The organism is Bacteroides sp. OM05-10AA (assembly GCF_003439055.1).
In the GTDB taxonomy this organism is placed as follows: Bacteria; Bacteroidota; Bacteroidia; order Bacteroidales; family Bacteroidaceae; genus Bacteroides; species Bacteroides intestinigallinarum.
Map to the genome: position 1 here is coordinate 74,141 of NZ_QSUR01000014.1, position 21,294 is coordinate 95,434.

General features: G+C 46.6%; 17 protein-coding genes and 1 pseudogene. 8 read left to right on the forward strand and 10 right to left on the reverse strand.

Going from position 1 to position 21,294, the window contains the following annotated elements; genetic code table 11:
• Nucleotides 1–149: 149 nt before the first annotated feature.
• The 4 genes from DXB58_RS12770 to DXB58_RS12785 form a co-directional block, all read right to left on the reverse strand.
• A complete protein-coding gene (locus DXB58_RS12770; RefSeq protein ID WP_122136971.1) occupies nt 150–1,586 on the reverse strand; it encodes a calcineurin-like phosphoesterase family protein in 1,437 nt (478 codons plus the stop codon).
• 3 nt (nt 1,587–1,589) lie between these two features.
• Nucleotides 1,590–2,147, reverse strand: coding sequence for a hypothetical protein (locus tag DXB58_RS12775; RefSeq protein ID WP_199487950.1), 558 nt, complete (start codon nt 2,145–2,147; stop codon nt 1,590–1,592).
• 69 nt (nt 2,148–2,216) lie between these two features.
• Nucleotides 2,217–3,695 carry a SusD/RagB family nutrient-binding outer membrane lipoprotein gene (locus tag DXB58_RS12780; protein WP_122136973.1) on the reverse strand — a complete coding sequence of 493 codons (1,479 nt, stop codon included), beginning with the start codon at nt 3,693–3,695 and terminating at the stop codon, nt 2,217–2,219.
• 10 nt (nt 3,696–3,705) lie between these two features.
• Entirely contained in the window at nt 3,706–6,963 is a 3,258-nt protein-coding gene (locus tag DXB58_RS12785) for a SusC/RagA family TonB-linked outer membrane protein (RefSeq protein ID WP_122136974.1), read from the reverse strand.
• A gap of 356 nt (nt 6,964–7,319) precedes the next feature.
• On the opposite strand from DXB58_RS12785, the pseudogene DXB58_RS12790 reads away from it, so the two are divergent.
• Nucleotides 7,320–8,403 (forward strand): annotated as a pseudogene (locus DXB58_RS12790) (YhcG family protein).
• Nucleotides 8,404–8,471: 68 nt separating this feature from the next.
• Here DXB58_RS12790 and DXB58_RS12795 read toward each other — a convergent pair.
• Complete coding sequence (locus tag DXB58_RS12795; protein ID WP_122136975.1) at nt 8,472–9,323, reverse strand: AraC family transcriptional regulator; 852 nt, start codon at nt 9,321–9,323, stop codon at nt 8,472–8,474.
• A 158-nt stretch (nt 9,324–9,481) separates the two neighbouring features.
• On the opposite strand from DXB58_RS12795, the gene DXB58_RS12800 reads away from it, so the two are divergent.
• Genes DXB58_RS12800 through DXB58_RS12815 form a run of 4 tightly spaced genes read left to right on the forward strand, consistent with a single transcriptional unit; the run spans nt 9,482 to nt 15,851 of the window.
• Entirely contained in the window at nt 9,482–10,609 is a 1,128-nt protein-coding gene (locus DXB58_RS12800) for an efflux RND transporter periplasmic adaptor subunit (RefSeq protein ID WP_117935314.1), read from the forward strand.
• Between the two features lie 18 nt (nt 10,610–10,627).
• A complete protein-coding gene (locus tag DXB58_RS12805; RefSeq protein WP_122136976.1) occupies nt 10,628–13,825 on the forward strand; it encodes an efflux RND transporter permease subunit in 3,198 nt (1,065 codons plus the stop codon).
• Nucleotides 13,826–13,867: 42 nt separating this feature from the next.
• Nucleotides 13,868–15,232, forward strand: a complete 1,365-nt coding sequence (locus tag DXB58_RS12810) for a TolC family protein (protein ID WP_122136977.1) — start codon at nt 13,868–13,870, stop codon at nt 15,230–15,232.
• Between the two features lie 10 nt (nt 15,233–15,242).
• Nucleotides 15,243–15,851 carry a TetR/AcrR family transcriptional regulator gene (locus tag DXB58_RS12815; protein ID WP_122136978.1) on the forward strand — a complete coding sequence of 203 codons (609 nt, stop codon included), beginning with the start codon at nt 15,243–15,245 and terminating at the stop codon, nt 15,849–15,851.
• Between the two features lie 102 nt (nt 15,852–15,953).
• On the opposite strand, the gene DXB58_RS12820 is transcribed toward DXB58_RS12815, so the two are convergent.
• The 5 genes from DXB58_RS12820 to DXB58_RS12845 form a co-directional block, all read right to left on the reverse strand.
• Nucleotides 15,954–16,877, reverse strand: a complete 924-nt coding sequence (locus tag DXB58_RS12820; RefSeq protein WP_199487951.1) for an Rpn family recombination-promoting nuclease/putative transposase — start codon at nt 16,875–16,877, stop codon at nt 15,954–15,956.
• Nucleotides 16,878–16,986: 109 nt separating this feature from the next.
• A complete protein-coding gene (locus DXB58_RS12825) occupies nt 16,987–17,979 on the reverse strand; it encodes a DUF4373 domain-containing protein (protein WP_122136979.1) in 993 nt (330 codons plus the stop codon).
• A 33-nt stretch (nt 17,980–18,012) separates the two neighbouring features.
• Nucleotides 18,013–18,456 (reverse strand): N-acetylmuramoyl-L-alanine amidase, encoded by a 444-nt coding sequence (locus DXB58_RS12830; protein WP_117935304.1) that lies wholly within the window; start codon nt 18,454–18,456, stop codon nt 18,013–18,015.
• Nucleotides 18,453–19,196, reverse strand: coding sequence for an HNH endonuclease (locus DXB58_RS12835; RefSeq protein ID WP_122136980.1), 744 nt, complete (start codon nt 19,194–19,196; stop codon nt 18,453–18,455). The genes DXB58_RS12830 and DXB58_RS12835 overlap by 4 nt, the downstream gene beginning before the upstream one ends.
• Nucleotides 19,197–19,522: 326 nt before the next feature.
• A complete protein-coding gene (locus tag DXB58_RS12845) occupies nt 19,523–19,885 on the reverse strand; it encodes an SH3 beta-barrel fold-containing protein (RefSeq protein WP_122136981.1) in 363 nt (120 codons plus the stop codon).
• Nucleotides 19,886–20,104: 219 nt separating this feature from the next.
• Between DXB58_RS12845 and DXB58_RS12850 the strand changes: the two genes are divergently transcribed.
• From DXB58_RS12850 to DXB58_RS28185, 3 genes are read left to right on the forward strand one after another with little or no spacing between them, the layout of a single operon-like run.
• Entirely contained in the window at nt 20,105–20,455 is a 351-nt protein-coding gene (locus DXB58_RS12850) for a helix-turn-helix domain-containing protein (protein ID WP_004321740.1), read from the forward strand.
• The gene (locus DXB58_RS12855; protein WP_122136982.1) at nt 20,442–21,179 is read left to right on the forward strand and encodes an ImmA/IrrE family metallo-endopeptidase; all 738 of its coding nucleotides are present in this window, start codon (nt 20,442–20,444) and stop codon (nt 21,177–21,179) included. The genes DXB58_RS12850 and DXB58_RS12855 overlap by 14 nt, the downstream gene beginning before the upstream one ends.
• Nucleotides 21,142–21,285, forward strand: coding sequence for a hypothetical protein (locus DXB58_RS28185; protein WP_229070569.1), 144 nt, complete (start codon nt 21,142–21,144; stop codon nt 21,283–21,285). Before DXB58_RS12855 ends, DXB58_RS28185 begins: the two co-directional genes overlap by 38 nt.
• Nucleotides 21,286–21,294 lie beyond the last annotated feature (9 nt).

The following is a 21,294-nucleotide window of genomic DNA, read 5'->3' on the forward strand; positions in this document are numbered from 1 at the left end:
GCAGAAATAATTTTACAAGTCGTTGACTGATATTTCAATATAATTGAAATAATCTGCGATAATTTGCGTTAATCTGCGTTTTGACACACTTTCTGATTTATTACCAGTATAATTATAATTACTACCAGTATAAACAGACCGAAATAAAACTAGAGTTTTATCTCTTCCGTGAATATTTCCCCGAAACGGTTTTTAACCACCACCTTGACAGATTTTGCATCTTTGGAAGGCTGTGCACGGAAAAGATGACGTGTGCGATAACCCGTTTTCTTTCCCTTTACCATATTGATATAATCCTGATCCTCATCGTCAAAAGCCTGCATTGCACCTTTCAACACTCCATCCTCGTACCAGTTTACCGTATACGTCCAGTCCCAATCCCAGATATTGGCTACCACATAGTCTTTCTGGCTTTCAAACTCTCCCGGTTGGTAAAGCCGGAACTGATAGTCGGGAGAACACCCTGTTGCCTTGTAACGCCATTTCACATCATCACCTTTCACTTGTACCACCAGATAACCATTCGGTGCTCCGCAACGATTCACGTGTCCTGCCCACCATGCGCCGCAAGCAGCCCCGATATTATGTTCGTAAATGGTAGGAGCGGGCAACTGATTTTCATAAAAGTGCGTGTGTCCGGAGAAAATATGTACTTGGTAAGGCCTCAACAGTTGGAAAAGCGCATTGGTGTTGCGCGCATTTCCCCCTGCAGCTACCGTGTTATTAGCTACCGGAGCGTGAACGTTCAGGAACACGATATTTCCTTTGGGCACATAACTTAAATCCTTTCTCAACCAGTCCAAATCTTCCGGCGTGAAGCGTTCCGTGTATTTCTTGTTGCCGTCGTAGTCAATATCCTTCATTGCTATCACATGCACTTTACCGATATTGAATGAATAGTTGGCCGGGCCGAATGACTGATAATAATTCTGTTCCCCATAACCATCCGCCGGATGATCCGTCTGTGTCATGGATTTGTAGAGCAGGTTGAAGTCGTGGTTTCCCATCAGTTGGAACATCGTCATTCCCAAGTTGGACACCGCTTGACGGTAAGGAGCGTACAGGTTCATGGCATCCCACACCAGATCCCCCAGTCCCATGCCGACGATTTCGAAGTTCTTTAGTGAGTCGGCAGTCTGTTTCAGGTCGGGCACTGTTTCCGTGCGGAAGCGGTCCAGTTGCTTTTCGTTTCTCACTTGCGGGTCGGAAAGGACGATATATACAAATTCATCCACCGGTTTCTGCCGTTTAGTCAATACGAAGTCACATTGGTTCTCGCTTTTCCCGGCGTCCAGATATTGATAGAAACCATCGGCTACCCCCTCTTTGGAAGGAAGCTCATACGCTGCCGGAGTAGAGATGTAGACCATCGGATAACGTGCCGGATCAGTGTTCAGAACATAGTTTCCTTCTGCATCAGTCGTATTGAAATGTGCCCCGTCCGTCACCACTACACCACTGACGGGGTTACCTGTATTATCTTTCACACTACCTTTCACCACCGTCTGACCAAAGGCGGTAACAGCGTTCAGCTGGAAAAGCAAGACCGCTGCAAACAGTGTATTTCTAAAATTGATCTTTTTCATTGCTTATAACTTTCTTAAAGTAACCTGATTGAATAATGCGATAATTTCTTCCGGTTCATCTGCCGACTTGAGAGCCTCCTCAAAAGGTTTGCTGTTATCATCGAAACACATCACATTGGCACAATCCAGAATATGACCCATGTTGAATGTAGCAACTTCCCTGCTCACCTCTTCTTTCTTCAATGCCTTCTTATAATATTTATTCACCTTATTGACCGCCTTGTAAATGGAAGGTTTCAAAATTTCGACCGAAGAATCCGTAAATCCGATTGTTACATCATACTCGTGCGTGTAATTCTGGATGAAAGAGTTCCATTTTCCAGTGATATCACTACCCAGGTAATGTTCCGTTTCAAACACCGGTTTGGTAGTCGGGATTTCTCCATACACGTCGAATATAAACGCCGCTTTCGGCTTTTTGCCTACGGGAGTAGCTTCTTTTTCGTTTTTGGAAGCATTGTCTTTTCCGGAGATATTCTCGTTCATGGCGAGCTCTCCTTTCTGCGCCATTGCTGCCATCGTTATAACTAACACAACAGCCATACTGATTATTCTTTTCATATTCATTGAATTTTAAAGATTGATTGAAATGATGATTATTGCCGAAATCTTGGTGACTGACACATTCATTTATTGCTGCCACATCAGTCGAATATGGAAGTCATCGCCTCCCATGTTCGTTTTAGCCGCCTGATAATTCTTCAGGTTGGTACGCTGCAGAGCAGCCGGATATTTAAAGCGTTTCGGCATTTTGTTATTAGCATTTGCGATGCCGGGCCCTACTGGTAACACAGGAAAACCGGTACGGTTATATTCAAACCACTGCTGATAATCGCAGAAGAACAGTGCAACAAACTTCTGGTCCATGATTCGTTCCAGCGTATCATCATAGGCAGCTTCCGGATTTTCAAAATAATGGTCAGGCATTTTCTGTCCCCACTGTTCGATAGCCGCCTGCACTCCCTTCTGATAAGCCTCTTTGGCAGCGTTGCTTCCTCCGTCGATCACTCCTTTTTTCAGTAATTCCGCTTTGATGAATTCCACTTCGGCATAAGGCATCATGGCAAGTTTCATAGGCGCCTTCGCCATTTCCTGATTCAGTCCCGAAGCAGTGATTGAAGGCAACGTCTGATAACCGCTGGGCAAACCCACATAATCTTTAGTCTGGTCGGGGAGAGTGACCTGTGTTGCATACACCTGCAGACGAGGATCGTTCCAACCTTTCAGCAGATTGACAAAGAACTCGGAAATCTGAACATAAGAAGTGAAATCCTGCGGACGGGTGAGCGGAGCTTCCTCCGGATAAGTTCCGCTGATGGCAAGCAGGGCGGCATCATCGTTCGATTCGAATACTGGATAAGTGGCGGGATCGGTCAGCATGGTACGCAGTTCCTGTTTCGCGTTGAATTCCGGCACGTCGATCACCCGCAGCAGTGCACGCAGACGGAGCGAGTTGCAGAACTTCTTCCATTTCAAAATACCGGTTGCATCCCCTTTGGACGTCTTGTATAACATTTCGCCCGATTGGTTGTAGATCAACCCGTTAGCTTTGTCGAACAACTCGTTGGCAGTTTTCAGATTGTCGATAATCTGTTGGTACACCTGCTGCTGGGTGTCGAACTTCGGTGCAAGTATTCCCTCGTCGGCGGAGCAGGCTTCGCTCATCGGAATATCGCCGAAGGCATCCGTCAGAATCTGGTATAGCCAACATTGCAAAGTCAGCGATATAGCATCGTAGTTGGGCTGTTTGGAGGCTTCCGGCAATTTTCCGGTAAGGCGCATCATCTCTTTGGCGTTGTTGATCCATTTATAATAAGTAGTCCATGTGCCGTCTCCTTCGTTGTCCGTCATATACCACCATCCCACACCGTTGGTACTGCTGGTAGATACGGCACATTGCATCAGGTCGTAGGTATAGCTGTTGTAGCGTTTCCAGTTGTAGACCGATGTTTCGTATAAAATCGGGTTGAGCAGAGTGCCGGGATTCACCTCATCCATGCGGGTGGGGTCTGTATTGAGTTCGTCGAAGCTGGTGCAGGAAGTCGTGCAGAGAGCTCCGCACAAAGTCATTCCCCATACTATATTTTTGAAAAGTTTACAGGTTTTCATAAGTCAGTGTTTAAAAAGATACGTTAATATTCAGTCCGAAAGTACGTGCCGTAGGCAGTGAGCCCGTCTCCACACCGGTCACCATCGAACTTCCGTTGAGGGCGGCAGATTCGGGGTCGAACAGAGGATAGTCGGTGATACAGAACAGGTTGCGTGCGTAGAGTGCCACCGATGCTTTGCTGAACGGTGTTTTCTTCAGTGTGCTGTTCGGCAACTTGTACTCCAGTCTCATTTCGCGCAACTTGAGGAATGAAGTGTCGAACGTGTTAGTTTCCACATTGGCCATCCGGTAATATTCCTTATAATAACTTTCCACGGTCACCACTTTGGTGTTTGGCGAGTAAGTTCCGTCATCGTTCTTCACCGTTCCCGGGGCAATCATGTACATCCCGTCTTGTGGTGAAAGTCCGGCGGCAGCGATGCGCGGGTCGTCTTTCGACATATAAAATTCCGTTCCCGGCAGACGCCCGTTCAGCGTATGTTGCAGTTTTCCCTGTTCCGTCATTTTGTGGTGCGAGTGCGAGTACATCTTACCTCCCACCTGTCCGTCGAGCAAGACGCTAAGCGTGAAGTTCTTGTAAGAAAATTCGTTGTACAGTCCGGCTTTCCATTTCGGATAGGCCGTGCCGACGTATTCGATCTCTCCCGAACGTTCGGGCAATCCGTTGTCGTTGATGACCACATTTCCTTCCGGGTCGCGTACCAGCTTATATCCCCAGAGATCGCCCGTGGTTCCACCCACACGTCCGATGATAGACACACTACCGATACTGCTGATTAACTGGTTCTCATCCGCCCCTTCCGCCAGTGAGAGAATCCGGTTCTCGTTCTTAGACCAGGTGAAAGTAGCGTTCCAGCGGAAATCCCTACTGACTACCGGAGTAACGTCCAACTGGATTTCGTAACCGCGGTTGCGGACGCATCCCGAATTGATGGTAGCTTTGCTGTAACCTGTGGTCGGGTCCATCGGAGCATCCAGAATCTGGTTTTTGGTGCGGTTATAATAGAACGTGAAATCGAGTCCGATGCGGTTGTGAAACATACGGAAGTCGAATCCCGTTTCGTAATTAGTCGAAATCTCCGGTTTGAAATCCTGATTATAGAGCGTAGAAGATACGATGGCCGATCCGGGGAAATCGCTCGTGCCATAATAGGGCGATGTCTTGTAAGGGTCTGTGTCGTTGCCGACCTGTGCCAGCGAACCTCTCACTTTCAACAGACTGATCTGTTCCGGCAACGTGAACCACTCGTTCATCACTGCACTGACGCTGACTGACGGATAGAAGAAAGAACGGTTACTTTTCGGCAAGGTAGACGACCAGTCATTGCGCCCGGTGACATCGAGAAAAAGTTTATCCTTATACGAGAAATTGGCCGTGAAATAAAGACTGTTCAACGCTTTCTTTTTGATAACCGTCTGCACGTTCGGGTTGGAAACACCGTTTGCCAGTTTGTATACTCCCGGCGTAATCAATCCTACCACCGAGGCAGCCAACATATCGTAGCTTTGTTGCATCATGTTTCCACCTGCCGAAGCGTTGACACGCAATCCGTTGGCGAATGAATCATGGTAAGTAAATAAAGCATCACTGTTTAATTCATAATCGAACACATTCTGCTTCTTGAAAAATCCGTTTCCGAAAACCACGTCACTGATAGGACGATGCTGTTCGCGTTGGTCTGCTGACAACTGGATACCGGACCGGATCATGAAATCGAATTTACTGTTGATGCGCAGATTGGCAGAAACGGATGATACATTACTGTGTTTCTCCGAAGGATTTTCAGATTCGTACAGAATGACATACGGGTTTCCGATAAATGAACTGTACGGTTGGAGCTGTTTCACGTTTTCCTGTCCGGTACGCCACATCGGACGCAACCAGTCGAGGTTGACATTCGGATTCTGGAAGATAAGGAAGTAGGAGATAGAATTACTGTTATATCCCAGTGCAGGCGTGTTGTTGAGCTTGCGGTACGTATAACTCGACTTGAAATTGATGCGCAGTGCCCTCGAAATCTGCTGTTGGGCGGAAATCATGGCGGTGATACGCTGGAAACCTGTATTGGGGAGAATCCATTCGTTCTTGGTGTGGGTGATGGACGCCCGCACGCTGCCCCGGTCGGATTTTCCGGTCAAGGCTACCGAGTTGGTTAGGGTATATCCCGTCTGGAACAAATCTTTGCGGTTGTTTTTGTACGCTACCCAGGGAGTGGCTACAGAAGCACGATCCTGTGTCACAGGGTCATATTGGTAGAACAACCTGTTGGCGTCGAAGCGTGCTCCGTAGGCACTACTGGTTCCGCTGGTGCTTGCGTAGCTGCCGTCTTCCGCTTTTCCGTAAGAGTAATAGGGCTGGCCTTCGTAGATAGAACCTGCCGGACCGATATTACTCGGCAATCCCTGTCCGAATTCATACTGGTAATCGGGCCATCTCATCACATCGTCAATACTGAAGTTACCGCTGTAAGACACACCGATACCTTTGGGTGCACCCGCTCCCGATTTGGTAGTCACCATAATCACGCCATTGGCTGCACGCGTACCGTACAAGGCTGTCGCACTGGCTCCTTTTAATACTTGGATGCTTTCGATATCATCCGGATTGATGTCGGAGAATCCGTTACCATAGTCCACGGAAAGTTCGCTGTTTGAACCTGCACCGTAGGCAACACCCGGATTGGTCATCGGACTACTCATCGGTACACCGTCCACTACCACCAATGCGTCGTTTCCGTTCTGGTTCAGCGAGACGTCCCCCCGCAGCGAGATACGGCTCGAATTGAGCGGACCACCGGAAGAGATAACACTCAATCCGGCTACCTTGCCATTCAGTGCCGTCGACCAGTTGGTGGGCAGGGCGCTCGTAATCATATCCCCTTTCACGGTTTCCGTGGCATATCCCAATCCTTTTTCTTCACGTTTAATCCCCAAGGCAGTCACCACCACATCATTCAGTTGTTGCGACTCTTCTGCCAGTTTAACATTCATCGTGTTGCCTGCATAATTCTTCTGTAGCGTTTTATACCCCACATAACTGAATACAAGCAAATCCTTTTGAGTCAATGTTTTCTTAGTCTTCAGGGAGTAGTTTCCATCGATGTCGGTCACCGTGCCGTCTGTCGAGTTTTTCACAGCTACGGTAGCCCCGATTAACGGTTCCCCACCTTCACTCGTTATTTTTCCTTTCACTGTTGTCTGTGCGTATGCAGAGCCACAGCACAAGAGCCCAATCAACAGAGAAAGCAGCCATTTGTTTCTTTTCATAATCTTTTACCTTGCTTCTTTTAATTTATTAAATGCAATAAAGTTATTCACACCTGTGTTTTGTTTCACGGTGCAAAGGAATACAAGGCAGATTAAGATAGTATTACAGATCTGTTAACAATCTGTGTTGTGTCGTAAACACTAATTAGTATAATCCGTTTGTTCTTGTGACAGAAGTTGTGGCATGGCGGAAAAAGCAAACAGATTTATCGGATAGTACATCCGTAATTCTTTAATTATCATTATATTTGTCACTTTATTATGAGGAAAGGTTTCTTTGCTTTGGGGCAATCGGCTGAATGATGTTTGGGTAGGAATAACCTATAATGTCTTTAATCTAAAATGAAAAATAATTAATGGAAATTCAGAATAGTATATTTAACTACGCTACTTTGCTTAAACAAGTCAAGGCACGGGTGGCACTCGCACAAAAAAAAGCGATTTACTCTGCTAATGAAGAAATGCTTTCTATGTATTGGGACATCGGCAAACTTCTTTGTGAAAGCCAGAAACAGATAGGCTGGGGAAACAATGCGCTTGAACAGCTTGCCAATGACCTGAAGAATGATTATCCGAAAGTGAAGGGCTTCTCAAAAAGAAACTGTCAGGTGATGATTCAATTCTATAATGAATATAATCAGCAACTTACAAATGCGCAACCAGCGGTTGCGCATTTGCAGGCAGCTTCCATAGTATTGCCGATAAAGCAATTAAGCTGGTCACACAACATCATTTTAATACAACGGGTAAAGGACCTGAAAGCTCGCTATTGGTATATGATTCAATGTTTAAAGAGTGGCTGGAGTCGTAATTTCTTAATCGAAGCGATCAATCAGGACTACTACCATACCTACGGAGCATTGGCAAACAACTTTGATACCACTCTTCCTGAAATACAAGCCAAGCAGGTAAAAGAAACCTTAAAAGACCCCTATATCTTTGATATGCTGACTTTCACTGACGAATATAACGAAAGAGATGTAGAGTTAGGGTTGGTTAAACATATTGAAAAGTTCCTTCTCGAAATGGGAGCAGGCTTCGCCTTCATGGGTAGACAATATCACATCGAAGTGTCCGGCAATGATTTCTATATTGACATCCTTATGTACAATGTGTTTATGCACAGATATTTAGTCGTGGAGTTAAAAAAAAGGTGACTTTCAGCCCGAATATATCGGCAAACTGAATTTCTATTGTTCCGCTGTAGATGATATTCTTTGTCGGGAAGGGGATAATCAGACGATTGGTTTACTTCTTTGCCAGAACAAAGATCGTATTATGGCTGAATATGCTTTACGTGACGTGCACAAACCAATAGGTATTTCTGATTATGAGTTGGGTAAATCAATCCCTCAAGATATAAAATCTGGATTGCCTTCCATCGAAGAACTGGAAAGTAGACTTTATCAGGGATTACAGGACAATGAAAATACAGAGTAATTTAGGTGCGGTGGTGTATAGGCGGAAAAATACACCACGCTCGCCTATCTGTAGTATTTTTGTTGTTTTTATTGCATGGAATACTTACTCTGATATTCCTTCGGCGACATCCCCTCGTGCCGTTTGAAGTACCTCCCCAAATATGACTGGTCGGGAAAACCGAGCCGGTCGGCTATCTCCTGAATGGTCAGTTCGGTAGATTGGAGCAATACTTTGATTTCGAGGATAGCAAAGTCGTCGATAATCTTTTTGGCGGAGTCGCGTGTCACACTTTTGCAGATACCCGTCAGGTACTTGGTGGAGATGCACAGTTTGTTGGCGTAGAAAGTCACTTCCCGTTGCGAGATACAGTTTTCGTGTACCAGTGCGACGAAATTCTTGAAGATTTCATCCTGCCGGCTTCCCCCTTCAATTTCCCGGCGGTCGAAGTGGCGGTAACACTTATCGTAAATATCCAGCATAAACGATTGGAGATGATTCTTGGCAATCTGGTTGCGGAAGCGGTTTTCGCGGTCGTTGTATATGGCCGTTGTGGCATGAATCAAGCCGTTGATCGCTCCGGTATTTTCTTCCGGGAGCTTATAGCACGGTTTTTCTTTCATGAACCGGAAGAAAATCGGTTCGAACCGCAGGCAGGCTTCGCGAAACATTTCTTTGGGGAATCCGAAGAAAGAAGCAGTGAAATCGCTGCTGCTGCCGTTGACACGGATAATCGTTCCCGGCAAAAGCACGATTTGAGTATTTTCTACTATTTCATAGTCCTTCAAGTCGATTGTGACATGTGCCCATCCGCTTCTGCAAAAATAGATGGCACCCCCTTCCAGTTTCCACAGGCGATGCATAATTGGCGACAGGTTTTCGTCCATTCCGGCAACGAACGGTTCACGGAGGATGGCTAGGTTAGAGTTTTTTTGTTCCATTGTTCTTCTTATTTTGGGTACAAAAATAGGACTTTTTCACTAAATATCGGTTTTAATGTTCCTAAAATGAACAAAACTGAATACACTATGTCCAGTTTTCTATGAAGAAAACAGCCTACCTTTGCCGCGTTCAAAAATAGTTAAATAGGTAACAGAAAATGAGTAAAAAGGTATGTAAAGTGAAGCAAGGGCTATTGTTGCTCTGCTGTATGGTAGCTGCTACGGGCTGTAAACAAGCTCCTCCGGCACAAATGGAAACAGAATATGAAGTGATGACCGTTTCTCCGGCCGACCGGATGATTTCAAGCGCCTACTCGGCGACCATCCGCGGACGTCAGGATATTGATATTTACCCCCAGGTAAGTGGTACGTTGACTAAAGTCTGCGTAACGGAAGGTCAGCGTGTAAAGAACGGACAGACATTGTTCATCATCGACCAAGTGCCGTATGAAGCTGCTTTGCAGACGGCAGTGGCAAACGTTGAATCGGCCAAAGCCTCTCTGGCTACGGCGCAACTGACCTATGACAGTAAAGAGGAACTGTATAAAGAGAACGTAGTTTCCTCTTTCGATTTGAGTACGGCAAAAAACTCCCTGTTAGCTGCCAAAGCACAGTTGGCACAAGCCAAGGCGCAGGAAGTGAGTGCCCGCAATAATCTTTCTTATACGGTTGTGAAAAGTCCGGTTGACGGAGTGGTAGGCACGTTGCCTTACCGTGTGGGAGCTTTGGTAAGTTCCGCTCTTGCCCAGCCGTTGACTACCGTTTCCGACAATTCGGATATGTACGTCTACTTCTCCATGACGGAAAACCAATTACTGGGACTGATCCGCCAATACGGTTCTAAAGAGGAAGCATTGAAAAATATGCCTGCCATCGACCTGCAACTGAACGATAAGTCAGCCTACTCCGAACGGGGACAGATTGAATCTATCAGTGGAGTGATCGACCGTTCGACGGGTACGGTCAGCCTGCGTGCCGTTTTCCCGAATAAGGAAGGATTGCTGCATAGCGGTGGTGCGGGTAACGTGATTGTTCCTGTTCAAAAAACAGGTGCGCTGACCATTCCACAGGCTGCCACTTTCGAAATACAAGATAAGAGATATGTTTATAAGGTAGTGGACGGCAAGGCTCAATCCAGTCAGGTACAAGTGACCCGCGTCAATGGCGGTCAGGAATTTATTGTAGATGAAGGATTGGCACCGGGAGATGTGATCGTGGCAGAAGGAGTAGGTCTGCTTCGTGAAGGCACTCCTATCAAGGCAAAGACAACTACTACTGAAAATTAAACCGAGGAGGAATCATTCATGAATTTAAGAACCTTTATAGAACGCCCCGTATTATCGGCAGTCATCTCTATCACGATTGTCGTAGTGGGTATCATCGGGCTGTTCAGCTTGCCCGTTGAGCAGTATCCCGATATTGCTCCGCCTACCATTATGGTGAGTACCACCTATTATGGCGCCAGTGCGGAAACATTGCAGAAGAGTGTTATTGCGCCTTTGGAAGAGGCGATCAACGGAGTGGAAGACATGACCTACATGACTTCTTCCGCCACCAATTCCGGTTCGGTGAGCATCACCGTCTATTTTAAGCAGGGCACAGACCCCGATATGGCGGCTGTCAACGTGCAGAACCGTGTATCACGTGCTACGGGACAGCTACCGGCGGAGGTAACCCAGGTCGGCGTGACCACTTCCAAGCGTCAGACGAGTATTCTGCAGATGTTCTCATTGTATAGTCCGGACGACAGTTACGACGAGAACTTCCTGTCCAACTATATCAGTATCAACCTGAAACCGCAGATTCTTCGTATCTCCGGTGTGGGCGACCTGATGATTATGGGCGGTGAATATAGTATGCGTGTATGGATGAAACCGGACGTGATGGCACAGTACAAACTGATTCCATCCGATATCACCGGTGTGCTTGCCGAGCAGAATATCGAATCGGCTACCGGTTCGTTCGGTGAAAATTCCGATGAGACTTATCAGTATACGATGAAGTACACCGGACGTCTCATTACTCCCGAAGAATTCGGGGAGATCGTTATCCGTTCCACCGACAATGGCGAAGTCTTGAAACTGAAAGACGTTGCCGATATCCAACTGGGACAGGACAGCTACGCTTACCACGGTGGTATGGACGGTCATCCGGGTGTATCCTGTATGGTGTTCCAGACGGCAGGTTCCAATGCGACCGAAGTAAACCAGAACATCGACAAACTCCTTGAAGAAGCAAGCAAAGATCTTCCGAAAGGCGTGGAACTGACGCAGATGATGAGCTCCAACGACTTCCTGTTCGCTTCCATTCATGAGGTGGTGAAAACGTTGATCGAGGCTATCATCCTGGTTATCCTTGTGGTGTATGTCTTCTTGCAGGACTTCCGTTCTACATTGATTCCGCTGGTCGGAATTGTGGTTTCCCTGGTGGGTACGTTTGCTTTCATGGCGATAGCCGGATTCAGTATCAACCTGCTGACCCTGTTTGCGTTAGTGCTCGTTATCGGTACGGTGGTGGATGATGCCATTATTGTCGTCGAGGCGGTGCAGGCGCGGTTCGATGTGGGTTACAGGTCATCGTATATGGCAAGTATCGACGCTATGAAAGGAATCAGTAATGCCGTTATCACCTCTTCGCTGGTGTTTATGGCGGTGTTTATTCCGGTGTCCTTCATGGGCGGCACTTCCGGTACGTTCTATACCCAGTTCGGTTTGACGATGGCGGTTGCGGTAGGAATCTCGGCTATTAACGCGTTGACTTTGAGTCCGGCTTTGTGTGCCCTGCTGCTGAAACCTTATATTAATGAAGACGGAACGCAGAAGAACAACTTTGCGGCACGTTTCCGTAAGGCTTTCAATTCGGCTTTCGATGTGATGGTGGATAAATATAAGACGATTGTATTGTTCTTTATCAAGCGCAGATGGCTGACATGGTCGTTGCTGGCTTGTTCCGTGGTGTTGCTTGTGTTACTGATGAATAACACGAAAACCAGTCTGGTGCCCGACGAAGATCAGGGTGTTATTTTCGTGAATGTAAGTACGGCGGCAGGCAGTTCGCTGACAACGACGGACGAGGTGATGGAACGTATCGAAAAACGTCTGATGGAAATACCTCAACTGAAACACGTGCAGAAAGTGGCCGGTTACGGATTGTTGGCAGGACAGGGTAGCTCGTTCGGTATGTTGATTCTCAAACTGAAACCGTGGGACGAACGTCCGGGTGATGAGGACAATGTGCAGTCGGTGATCGGTCAGGTATATGCGCGTACGGCTGATATCAAGGATGCCAGTGTGTTCGCCATCTCTCCGGGTATGATTCCGGGTTACGGTATGGGTAATGCGCTCGAACTCCACATGCAGGATAAGATGGGCGGCGATATGAACGAGTTCTTTACCACCACCCAGCAATATTTAGGAGCTTTGAACCAGCGGCCTGAAATATCGATGGCTTATTCGACGTTCGACGTGCGCTATCCGCAGTGGACGGTAGAGGTGGATGCAGCTAAATGTAAACGTGCAGGTATCACGCCCGACGCTGTGTTGAGTACGCTGTCCGGTTATTACGGTGGACAGTATGTGTCCAATTTCAACCGTTTCTCTAAAGTGTACCGTGTCATGATTCAGGCCGATCCGGTGTTCCGTTTGGACGAAACTTCCCTCGATAATGCTTTTGTGCGTATGTCGAATGGAGAGATGGCGCCGTTGAGCCAGTTCGTTACGCTGACCCGTAGCTACGGTGCGGAATCGTTGAGCCGTTTCAATATGTATAACTCCATTGCGGTAAATGCGATGCCGGCCGACGGATATAGTACGGGAGACGCCATCAAGGCTGTGCAGGAAACTGCCGAACAGTCTCTTCCGAAAGGTTACGGCTATGATTACGGAGGTATCACCCGTGAGGAAAACCAGCAGAGCGGTACGACGATCATTATTTTCGGTATCTGCTTCCTGATGATTTACCTTATTTTGAGTGCGCTTTATGAGAGCTTCATTATTCCGTTCGCTGTTCTTTTGAGTGTGCCTTGCGGATTGATGGGTAGCTTCCTTTTCGCCTGGATGTTCGGACTGGAGAATAATATTTATCTGCAAACAGGTTTGATTATGTTGATCGGTCTGCTGGCGAAGACGGCTATTTTGCTGACGGAATATGCTGCCGAACGTCGTAAAGCAGGTATGGGGCTGATTGCTTCTGCGGTCAGTGCGGCTAAAGCCCGTCTGCGTCCGATTCTGATGACGGCATTGACGATGATTTTCGGTCTGTTCCCGTTGATGATGTCAAGTGGAGTGGGAGCCAACGGTAACCGTTCATTGGGTACGGGTGTAGTAGGTGGTATGACCATCGGTACACTGGCGTTGCTCTTCATCGTGCCTACTTTGTTTATTGCTTTCCAGTGGTTACAGGAACGTTTGCGTCCCGTGCAGAGCAGACCGACGCATGACTGGCAGATTGAAGAAGAAATCAAAGTGAGCGACGAAGAAAAATCTAAAGCTGGAAAAGAATAATTGATGATTAAAGGTTTTAGACCTGAATTAAAATAAGAACTAATGAGAAAAATAATCATTCTGTCCGCAGCAACGCTTATATTGAGTAGTTGCGGTATCTACAATAAATACAAACCGGTATCGGAAGTTCCCGAAGGACTTTACGGCAGCGAGTCTGTTGCTGCCACCGATACGGCAAACTTCGGCAACCTCTCGTGGCGAGAGGTCTTTACCGACCCTTATCTGCAGAATTTGGTGGATTCGGCACTCTTGCGCAACACCGATATGCAGACTGCCCATTTGCGTGTGAAAGAAGCGGAAGCCACGCTGCTGACGTCCAAACTGTCTTATCTGCCTTCTTTGTTTCTGGCACCGGAAGGAGCTGCCAGCAGCTTCGACCGTGGAAAGGCTACACAAACTTATTCGCTGCCTGTGACTGCTTCGTGGGAACTGGATATTTTTGGAAAGGTGACAACAGCAAAGCGTCGTGCGAAAGCTGCCTACGAACAGAGCAAGGAATATGAACAGGCTGTCAAGACGCAGTTGGTAGCATCCGTTGCCAATACGTATTACACCTTGCTGATGCTCGATTCGCAGTATGAGATAGCTGTGGCTACCGAAGCTGCCTGGAAAGAAAGTGTAAATGCTACCCGTGCCATGAAAAAGGCCGGGATGGTGAATGAGGCCGGACTGGCGCAGACGGAGGCTACCTACTTCAATATATGTACCACTGTGCTCGACCTGAAAGAGCAAATCAATCAGGCGGAAAATTCACTGGCACTTTTACTGGCAGAAACTCCCCACAAAATACAGCGTGGCAAACTGGGAAATCAACAGTTGCCGGAAAACTTCTCCGTGGGTGTTCCCTTACAGATGCTTGCCAACCGTCCTGACGTGCGCAGCGCAGAATTTTCGTTGGCACAGGCTTTCTATGCAACGAATTCTGCCCGTGCCGCTTTCTATCCTTCCATCACGTTGAGCGGCAGCGCAGGATGGACCAACAGTGCAGGGAGCATGATTGTCAATCCGGGTAAGTTCCTGGCCTCCGCCGTGGCTTCCCTGACGCAGCCTTTGTTTAATAAAGGAGCGAATATCGCCCAACTGAAAATAGCGAAAGCCCAACAGGAGGAAGCCCGCCTTAGTTTCGAACAGACCTTGCTGAACGCAGGTGTGGAAGTGAACGAGGCACTGGTGCAGTACCAGACTGCCCGCGAGAAAGCCGACTACTACAACAAGCAGGTGGCTTCTCTGCAAACAGCAGCCAAGAGCACAAGCCTGTTGATGAAACATGGCAACACCACTTATCTGGAAGTATTGACCGCCCAACAGACGTTACTCAACGCGCAACTGTCACAAGTAGCGAACCGCTTTACCGAAATCCAAGGCGTAATCACTTTGTATCAGGCATTGGGCGGCGGCCGTATGTAGGGAGGTATGTATGAATCCAGAAACACTGCGTTGCCGGATACTCGACTACACCAAGCGGGAAATGTACCTGCATGGTGCCGACGGGTTGACGATGGATGATATAGCCAGGGGAATGAAGATGTCGAAGCGGACACTCTACAAGCTCTTTCCCAGCAAAACGAGTCTGTTCCGTGTCTGTCTTTCTGATTTTGCCAACGGAATCAGAAGCCGGATCCAGCAAAAACAGATACGGATGGACAGCTCGTGCATGGAGGCACTTTTCATCACAGTGGATGGCTATCTCACCCTGCTTCATTCGCTGGGGAAGAAGTTGCTGATGGATATTGCTGCCGACAGGGAATACCGTGCTGCTTTCGAGCGGGAGGAAGCTTTCTGGTTGCAGCAGTTGATTGATGTTTTGACGCATTGTAAGATTTGCGGTTATCTGCTTCCCGGAGTCGATCCCGACCGTTTTGCACCGGATTTGCAGGAGGTCATCTACCAGAGTAGCTTGCAAGGCACCCCGTACTTAGTGCAGCGTATGTTGAACTATACGCTTCTGCGGGGGCTTTTTAAGATGGACGGCATCCGTTATATTGACGAACACCTGAAACCTGATAATTTGAATGTTTGTGTATGAAGAGAAAGAGGTGGGCTACCCTGCAAAGGGAGCTCACCTCTTTTATTTTCTTCGTTCGTAAACGGTTGGTTACAAGATAGTGCCTTTATGAATCCGATTGCTTTATAACCCTTCGATTATACTTAAAGGTAAATCGGTACATTCGGCGATAGCCTCATTGTCTATCCCTTTGGCTTTCATGTTCCGGGCTATTTTCAGCTGGGCTCTTTGTGTACCTTCTTTCATTCCTTTCTCTATACCTTTTTCCAACCCTTCTTTTATTCCTTTTTGTTCAGCTGCATCCATTGTCACCAAATAATCTCGGTACACTTTGACGCTATTGTCGTATCGCTCCCTGTCTTCCGGAGACATAGAAGCCACATCAGCGATATCTTCCAATTTCTCGAAGACAGCTTTTCGTGCCTTGAACGGCATGCGTTTTAAAGTTTCCATATTATTTAATATATAAATCCAACGTTCAAAATTCGTTTCGCATTCCTCTTCGTTTTTGTTGAAGAGAGGGAGGGCGATAAAGATTTCCCGGAACTTATCCGAGAAGAGTTCTCCTGTTTCCCTGTCACTTAGAATAACATCCGTGCGGAGTTTTATGTTCTTGTCGATAATGAAATTCATCAAGAAAACTCCGTATACGGCTTTTATTTCAAACTTCCATTCATTGCCTACCCTTCCTTGATTGACGATGGCACGCGATAAATAATAAATCGAGCGTTCTTTGAAGTTGCTTTGCATGCGGTTCTGCATTTCAACGATGATTTTTTCGCCTGTGTCCGTGGTGCAATATACATCATAGATAATACCTCGTCCTTCCGGATAGAGCGGCAATTGCTCATTATTCAAAAACTGTAAGTCCGTTATCACTCGTTCACCTTCGAGCAGGTCGTTCAGAAATTCGATTAGTAAATCCTTAGACACTTCTCTGCCGAATATTAGTTTGAATCCGTAGTCGGTGAACGGATTGATAAATTTACTCATTGTTTTGGGTCGCTTCTTTTTATGTTTTGCAAAGAGACGTTTCTCTTTATACATAAAAAAGAGGCTTTTTCTTCGTACTACAAAGGTACGATAATTCTTGGTTTTCCATCCCTTTTGCAGTAAAAATAAAAAGGTTCCTTGTTTATAGGCAGACTTTTCCGCTTTATCTTCCCCTGATTAGCTTTTTCAGTGTTCCGTTGTAGGTGTTTTCAAATTCCGTCGGATGATTGAGTGCCCAAAGAATGTAATCACCCGGTTCATTCTTTTTGAGTAGGGTAGGGCGGTATTGGGAACTAAGAATTTTCCATAAAATACCGCCGGGACCTCCCAATTCTTTACGTCGGGCAAGGGCGACAATCGCTTTCACGGTCTGTTCGTTCCGGATGCCGATAGTTTGCATATTAAGTAGAAGTATAGCTTCCGAGCCTCCTCCCGCTTGCATCCCTTCCGAAACCGTTTCTTTTCCAATCGATTTATCCAAAGACAAACCCTCTACAACGACAGGCGGAGCCTGAAAAACGCTGTTTGACGGAACGGGTGGCATGATCCTCTCATTCTCCTTTCCGTCTTTTCCTTCCCTCTCTGTCTCTATGTCTTTTTTTATTTCAGATTTGATTTCATTTTCCATATCCCTTTCCTGTTTACCTTTGCTATCTGTATCCGTTTCTTCTTTTGTTTGTGGCATTGTTGTAGCAAATTCATGGGGTTTTGTAACACTTTTGCCGGAGTCATCCGTATTTTCCGGTTCTATTTCACTACTCTCCTCCTTGATAATCCAGAAATGTTCCAGGGGCAATTTATATTTTCTCCGGCTGTCGGTGATGATTTTATGATATTGTTCCTGAATCGCCTGTGAAGTCAGTACACCATACTCCTTATATATAAGATCATCGAACAACCCCACTGACAGGCAATCATCAATGATGGCCTGCATTTCCTCTTCCCCGCAACACGCTTCCTGGGCGATGTCGAAAAGAGTGTCTTTGTTCCACAAAATATAATAACCTTTTTCTTTATAGATGAGGCAGAGCAGCGAAGTGAGTGCGGCAATCCCTGCCGCGTGGTGGCGACAGGAGATGCGGCGTACTTTTCTGTCCTGCAGAAAATTGACATCGAGGGGGAAATAATCTAATCCGGGTTTGGAAATGCGGGCCATGATGATAAAATGCTGGTTGTAAATGGTTGATTATTACTGAATAAATTCTGCTTTTACATCGAAGCAGGGGCAGGATTTTATATACTCGTCAGGTGAGATAATGCCGTCTCCGTTGAGGTCAGGACTGGTGTCCCGATGCCCTATCACCTGCTTCAGAGAAGGGAAGACAAGGCGCAAATCTTCTACCAGCCGGACGAGTGCTTCACGCTGCGCTTCCGTTCGTGTGTCGGCGGGCCGACCGTTCCTGTCCAATCCGCCAATGTAGCAGATACCGATAGACCGATGGTTCCAACCCGTGCAATGTGCTCCGTCGAGAGCAACATCTCTTCCCGGTTCAATCGTACCGTCGAGACGGATGACGAAATGATAACCGATAGAACGAAAACCACGTTGACGATGCCAGCGGTCGATGTCGATAGCGGTAAAATCCTGTCCCGCACGAGTGGCGGAACAGTGGATGATGATCGTGTCTTTCATGGCAGAATCCTCCTTTCCTGTTTGCAGACGGCAGGTGAGATAACGCCGAACGCAATAGCCTCCTCTTTGGACAGTTGGCGGTAATATTGCTTCGTTACTGAATGGAGCACCGGAGAGAAGGGAGCATCCATCGGCGGCGTTGTCGTTTGATTAGGTATGGTGGGCCGATTAAGCACTGTAATCAGATCAGGCCTTGTCTGAACCATAATAAAAGCATCTCCCCGATGATGTTGCACACGCAAGGCGTGTTGTTTCACGCGGTCCGGATGCTTTAGTTGGAGGATAAGCCAGTTTCGGTGCGCAGGCTTCAGACGTTCCTCTCTGACCATTTCTTTCATAGACGGGTAGGCACGCAATACTTTCCCCGTTGCATCCGTAACGGCGAAAGGTGTTTGATGAGATCCCACTCCCGTACGTCGTAATCCCGTCCGGATGGCATGCATCATATTGGTGTATGCATCGCACCATTCGAGGTTTGACACGTGGTTGTTCATCGTGTTGCCGTCGAGGTGGTTAATCTGTGGCAGCTGCTCCGGGTTGGGGATGAATGCTTTGGCAACCAAACGATGAATTTTGTATTCGATACAAACACCTTTATTCGGCAGTATGACAGTTTCGTAACCGGTCCCCATGATTTTGGCACAAAGGATCAACTTTGATCTGCCCTTGAAACTCAATACCCGCCCGTGATCTGAAATCATATAGTCGGGGTTTTCTTCAATAAATCTCCAATTTTCCATACTTGATATTGATAATGTTAATAAAATTATACTCTGTTAAAAAATAATTGTTTTTCTGAATCATGCGGGGAGAAACGGCGTTTCCTCCATCTGTTAAACGGCGCTTTCTGGTGCGGAGAAACGCTGTGGTCTGTATGTGTTAAACGGCGTTTCTTCCTCCTCCTCCGTATGAGGCTCGAGCCGTTCGGCACAATGAATCAGAAACTCCAGTTCTTCCCGGCAGCCTTGAATGGCCTCGTATAGCGAATCTACGTTATACTGTCTGCAAAGCGCCTCCCATTCTTATCGTTCCTGCCCGTTCATTCCGTTCTTTTGCAGATTCATTTTTACTTGTTGCTGTCTTGCCCGTCCGTTTCGATATCCAGAAAATTTTCAGCGTGAAAGGTGCGCCAGCCTTTGGCTTCGATGTCATAGTAGACAACGTATGTATTTTCCGGTTTGGGTAGATACGGACGGTGGAAGCTATGTTCATATCCGGTGAGGGTGCCGGTAGCGTGTCGGATGGTTCCATCCTGTTTGGTGTAGCGGAAACAAACATTTCCGTGATGCATCTGCCGGATGAGAGCCCCTATCCGGTGAGCCGTGACGAGTGCATCGTGCCGGTTCATACCGTTGTTTTGCCGGATGGCGGCAGCTTGCTTCATTAGCTGTACCCGTTGGAAGGAATGATTTTTTTCAGTTTCAGTCATTTTGATTCGTTTTAATGATTTGATTATGGGGCAAAGATAGAAAGCAGGTAATGTAAAAGCTGTTCAGGCGTGAACCATAAAAAGACGTTGAAACGATTGAGTCATGATTGAGTGCTATGTGAGAAAAAGTAAATGGCGGAAGATTAAACTTATCTGTGGCAAAACTTGTTTATTATTTATTTTAGAATTACTTTTGCCACAGAATAAAGGAGGTGACTAATGAAAACCATGAATCAGATTGTCGGAGAGAACTTGAAGAAAACCAGAGAATTATCAGGTTTTACGCAGGAGCAGGTAGCGAAATCTATCGGTGTGGAGCGGTCGGCTTATAGTAACTATGAAAGCGGTGTTCGTGAAGTGCCTTTTCATTTGTTAGAGAAGATTGCTGATTTGTTTGGCTGTGAAGCGTTTCTTCTGTTTGAAGATAATGTAGAAGCCGACAATGAGATTCTGGCTACTGCTTTTCGTATCTCCGATGTTGAAGAAGGGGATTTGAAAGAAATAGCCCATTTTAAAGATCTCGTGAAGTCTTACCTTAAAATGGAACGGATTGGAAATGGCTCCAAATAAATTCATCATAGAAAGACAAGTGGCGGAATTTCGCGCGGATAACGGATTGAGTGCTTCGGAAGCCATTAATCTGAAAAGTCTGTTGCTGAAATTGAATGTATTGACCATTTTCCGCCCTCTTTCCGATAACTTTTCGGGAATGTGCCTCAAAGACGGTTCCGGACATCGGTTCATGCTCGTGAATTCTTCCCATTCAAGAGGCAGGCAACATTTCACGATTGCCCACGAACTCTATCACTTGTATATTGAAAGTAAACCAACTCCGCACAAATGCAACCCTTGTAGTGGAAGTAAAGACCCCGTAGAACAGAGCGCCGATATGTTTGCCTCTTCTTTGCTGATGCCGGAGGCAGGACTTTGTCAACTTATCCCGGAAAATGAACTGAAAACAAAAAAGATCTCATTGGCAACAGTGTTGAAATTGGAACATTACTTTTCTGTTTCCCGCTCTGCACTGCTTTATAGATTGCTGAATGTTGGTTTACTGACCAATGCTGTACGTCTTGCACTGGCAGATGAACCGGTGAAACACTCGGCTTTGTGTTTCGGTTATGACACTGCATTATATGATCCGGCAAACGAAGGACTGGTAATCGGAGACTTCGGCGAAAAAGCCCGCTCACTTTTTGAACAGGAAAAAATATCAGAGGGGCACTATTGGGAGTTACTCCGCAAAATAAACACACATGCAACAGAAGAAGACGAAAATAATACTGGATGCTGACGTTATCATCCATTTTGTGAAAGCGGAAGCATTTTCTTTGTTGCCGGACATCTTTCCCGAATACGAATATGTTATTTTGGTTTCTCCCCTACGGGAGCATCGCTGAAAGATTATT

What these genes read in the sequence shown, in the direction of transcription:
- DXB58_RS12770 (WP_122136971.1), bottom strand. Translation starts at nt 1,586, where the DNA reads ATGAAAAAGATCAATTTTAGAAATACACTGTTTGCAGCGGTCTTGCTT.
- DXB58_RS12775 (WP_199487950.1), bottom strand. Translation starts at nt 2,147, where the DNA reads ATGAAAAGAATAATCAGTATGGCTGTTGTGTTAGTTATAACGATGGCA.
- DXB58_RS12780 (WP_122136973.1), bottom strand. Translation starts at nt 3,695, where the DNA reads ATGAAAACCTGTAAACTTTTCAAAAATATAGTATGGGGAATGACTTTG.
- DXB58_RS12785 (WP_122136974.1), bottom strand. Translation starts at nt 6,963, where the DNA reads ATGAAAAGAAACAAATGGCTGCTTTCTCTGTTGATTGGGCTCTTGTGC.
- DXB58_RS12795 (WP_122136975.1), bottom strand. Translation starts at nt 9,323, where the DNA reads ATGGAACAAAAAAACTCTAACCTAGCCATCCTCCGTGAACCGTTCGTT.
- DXB58_RS12800 (WP_117935314.1), top strand. Translation starts at nt 9,482, where the DNA reads ATGAGTAAAAAGGTATGTAAAGTGAAGCAAGGGCTATTGTTGCTCTGC.
- DXB58_RS12805 (WP_122136976.1), top strand. Translation starts at nt 10,628, where the DNA reads ATGAATTTAAGAACCTTTATAGAACGCCCCGTATTATCGGCAGTCATC.
- DXB58_RS12810 (WP_122136977.1), top strand. Translation starts at nt 13,868, where the DNA reads ATGAGAAAAATAATCATTCTGTCCGCAGCAACGCTTATATTGAGTAGT.
- DXB58_RS12815 (WP_122136978.1), top strand. Translation starts at nt 15,243, where the DNA reads ATGAATCCAGAAACACTGCGTTGCCGGATACTCGACTACACCAAGCGG.
- DXB58_RS12820 (WP_199487951.1), bottom strand. Translation starts at nt 16,877, where the DNA reads ATGTATAAAGAGAAACGTCTCTTTGCAAAACATAAAAAGAAGCGACCC.
- DXB58_RS12825 (WP_122136979.1), bottom strand. Translation starts at nt 17,979, where the DNA reads ATGGCCCGCATTTCCAAACCCGGATTAGATTATTTCCCCCTCGATGTC.
- DXB58_RS12830 (WP_117935304.1), bottom strand. Translation starts at nt 18,456, where the DNA reads ATGAAAGACACGATCATCATCCACTGTTCCGCCACTCGTGCGGGACAG.
- DXB58_RS12835 (WP_122136980.1), bottom strand. Translation starts at nt 19,196, where the DNA reads ATGGAAAATTGGAGATTTATTGAAGAAAACCCCGACTATATGATTTCA.
- DXB58_RS12845 (WP_122136981.1), bottom strand. Translation starts at nt 19,885, where the DNA reads ATGACTGAAACTGAAAAAAATCATTCCTTCCAACGGGTACAGCTAATG.
- DXB58_RS12850 (WP_004321740.1), top strand. Translation starts at nt 20,105, where the DNA reads ATGAAAACCATGAATCAGATTGTCGGAGAGAACTTGAAGAAAACCAGA.
- DXB58_RS12855 (WP_122136982.1), top strand. Translation starts at nt 20,442, where the DNA reads ATGGCTCCAAATAAATTCATCATAGAAAGACAAGTGGCGGAATTTCGC.
- DXB58_RS28185 (WP_229070569.1), top strand. Translation starts at nt 21,142, where the DNA reads ATGCAACAGAAGAAGACGAAAATAATACTGGATGCTGACGTTATCATC.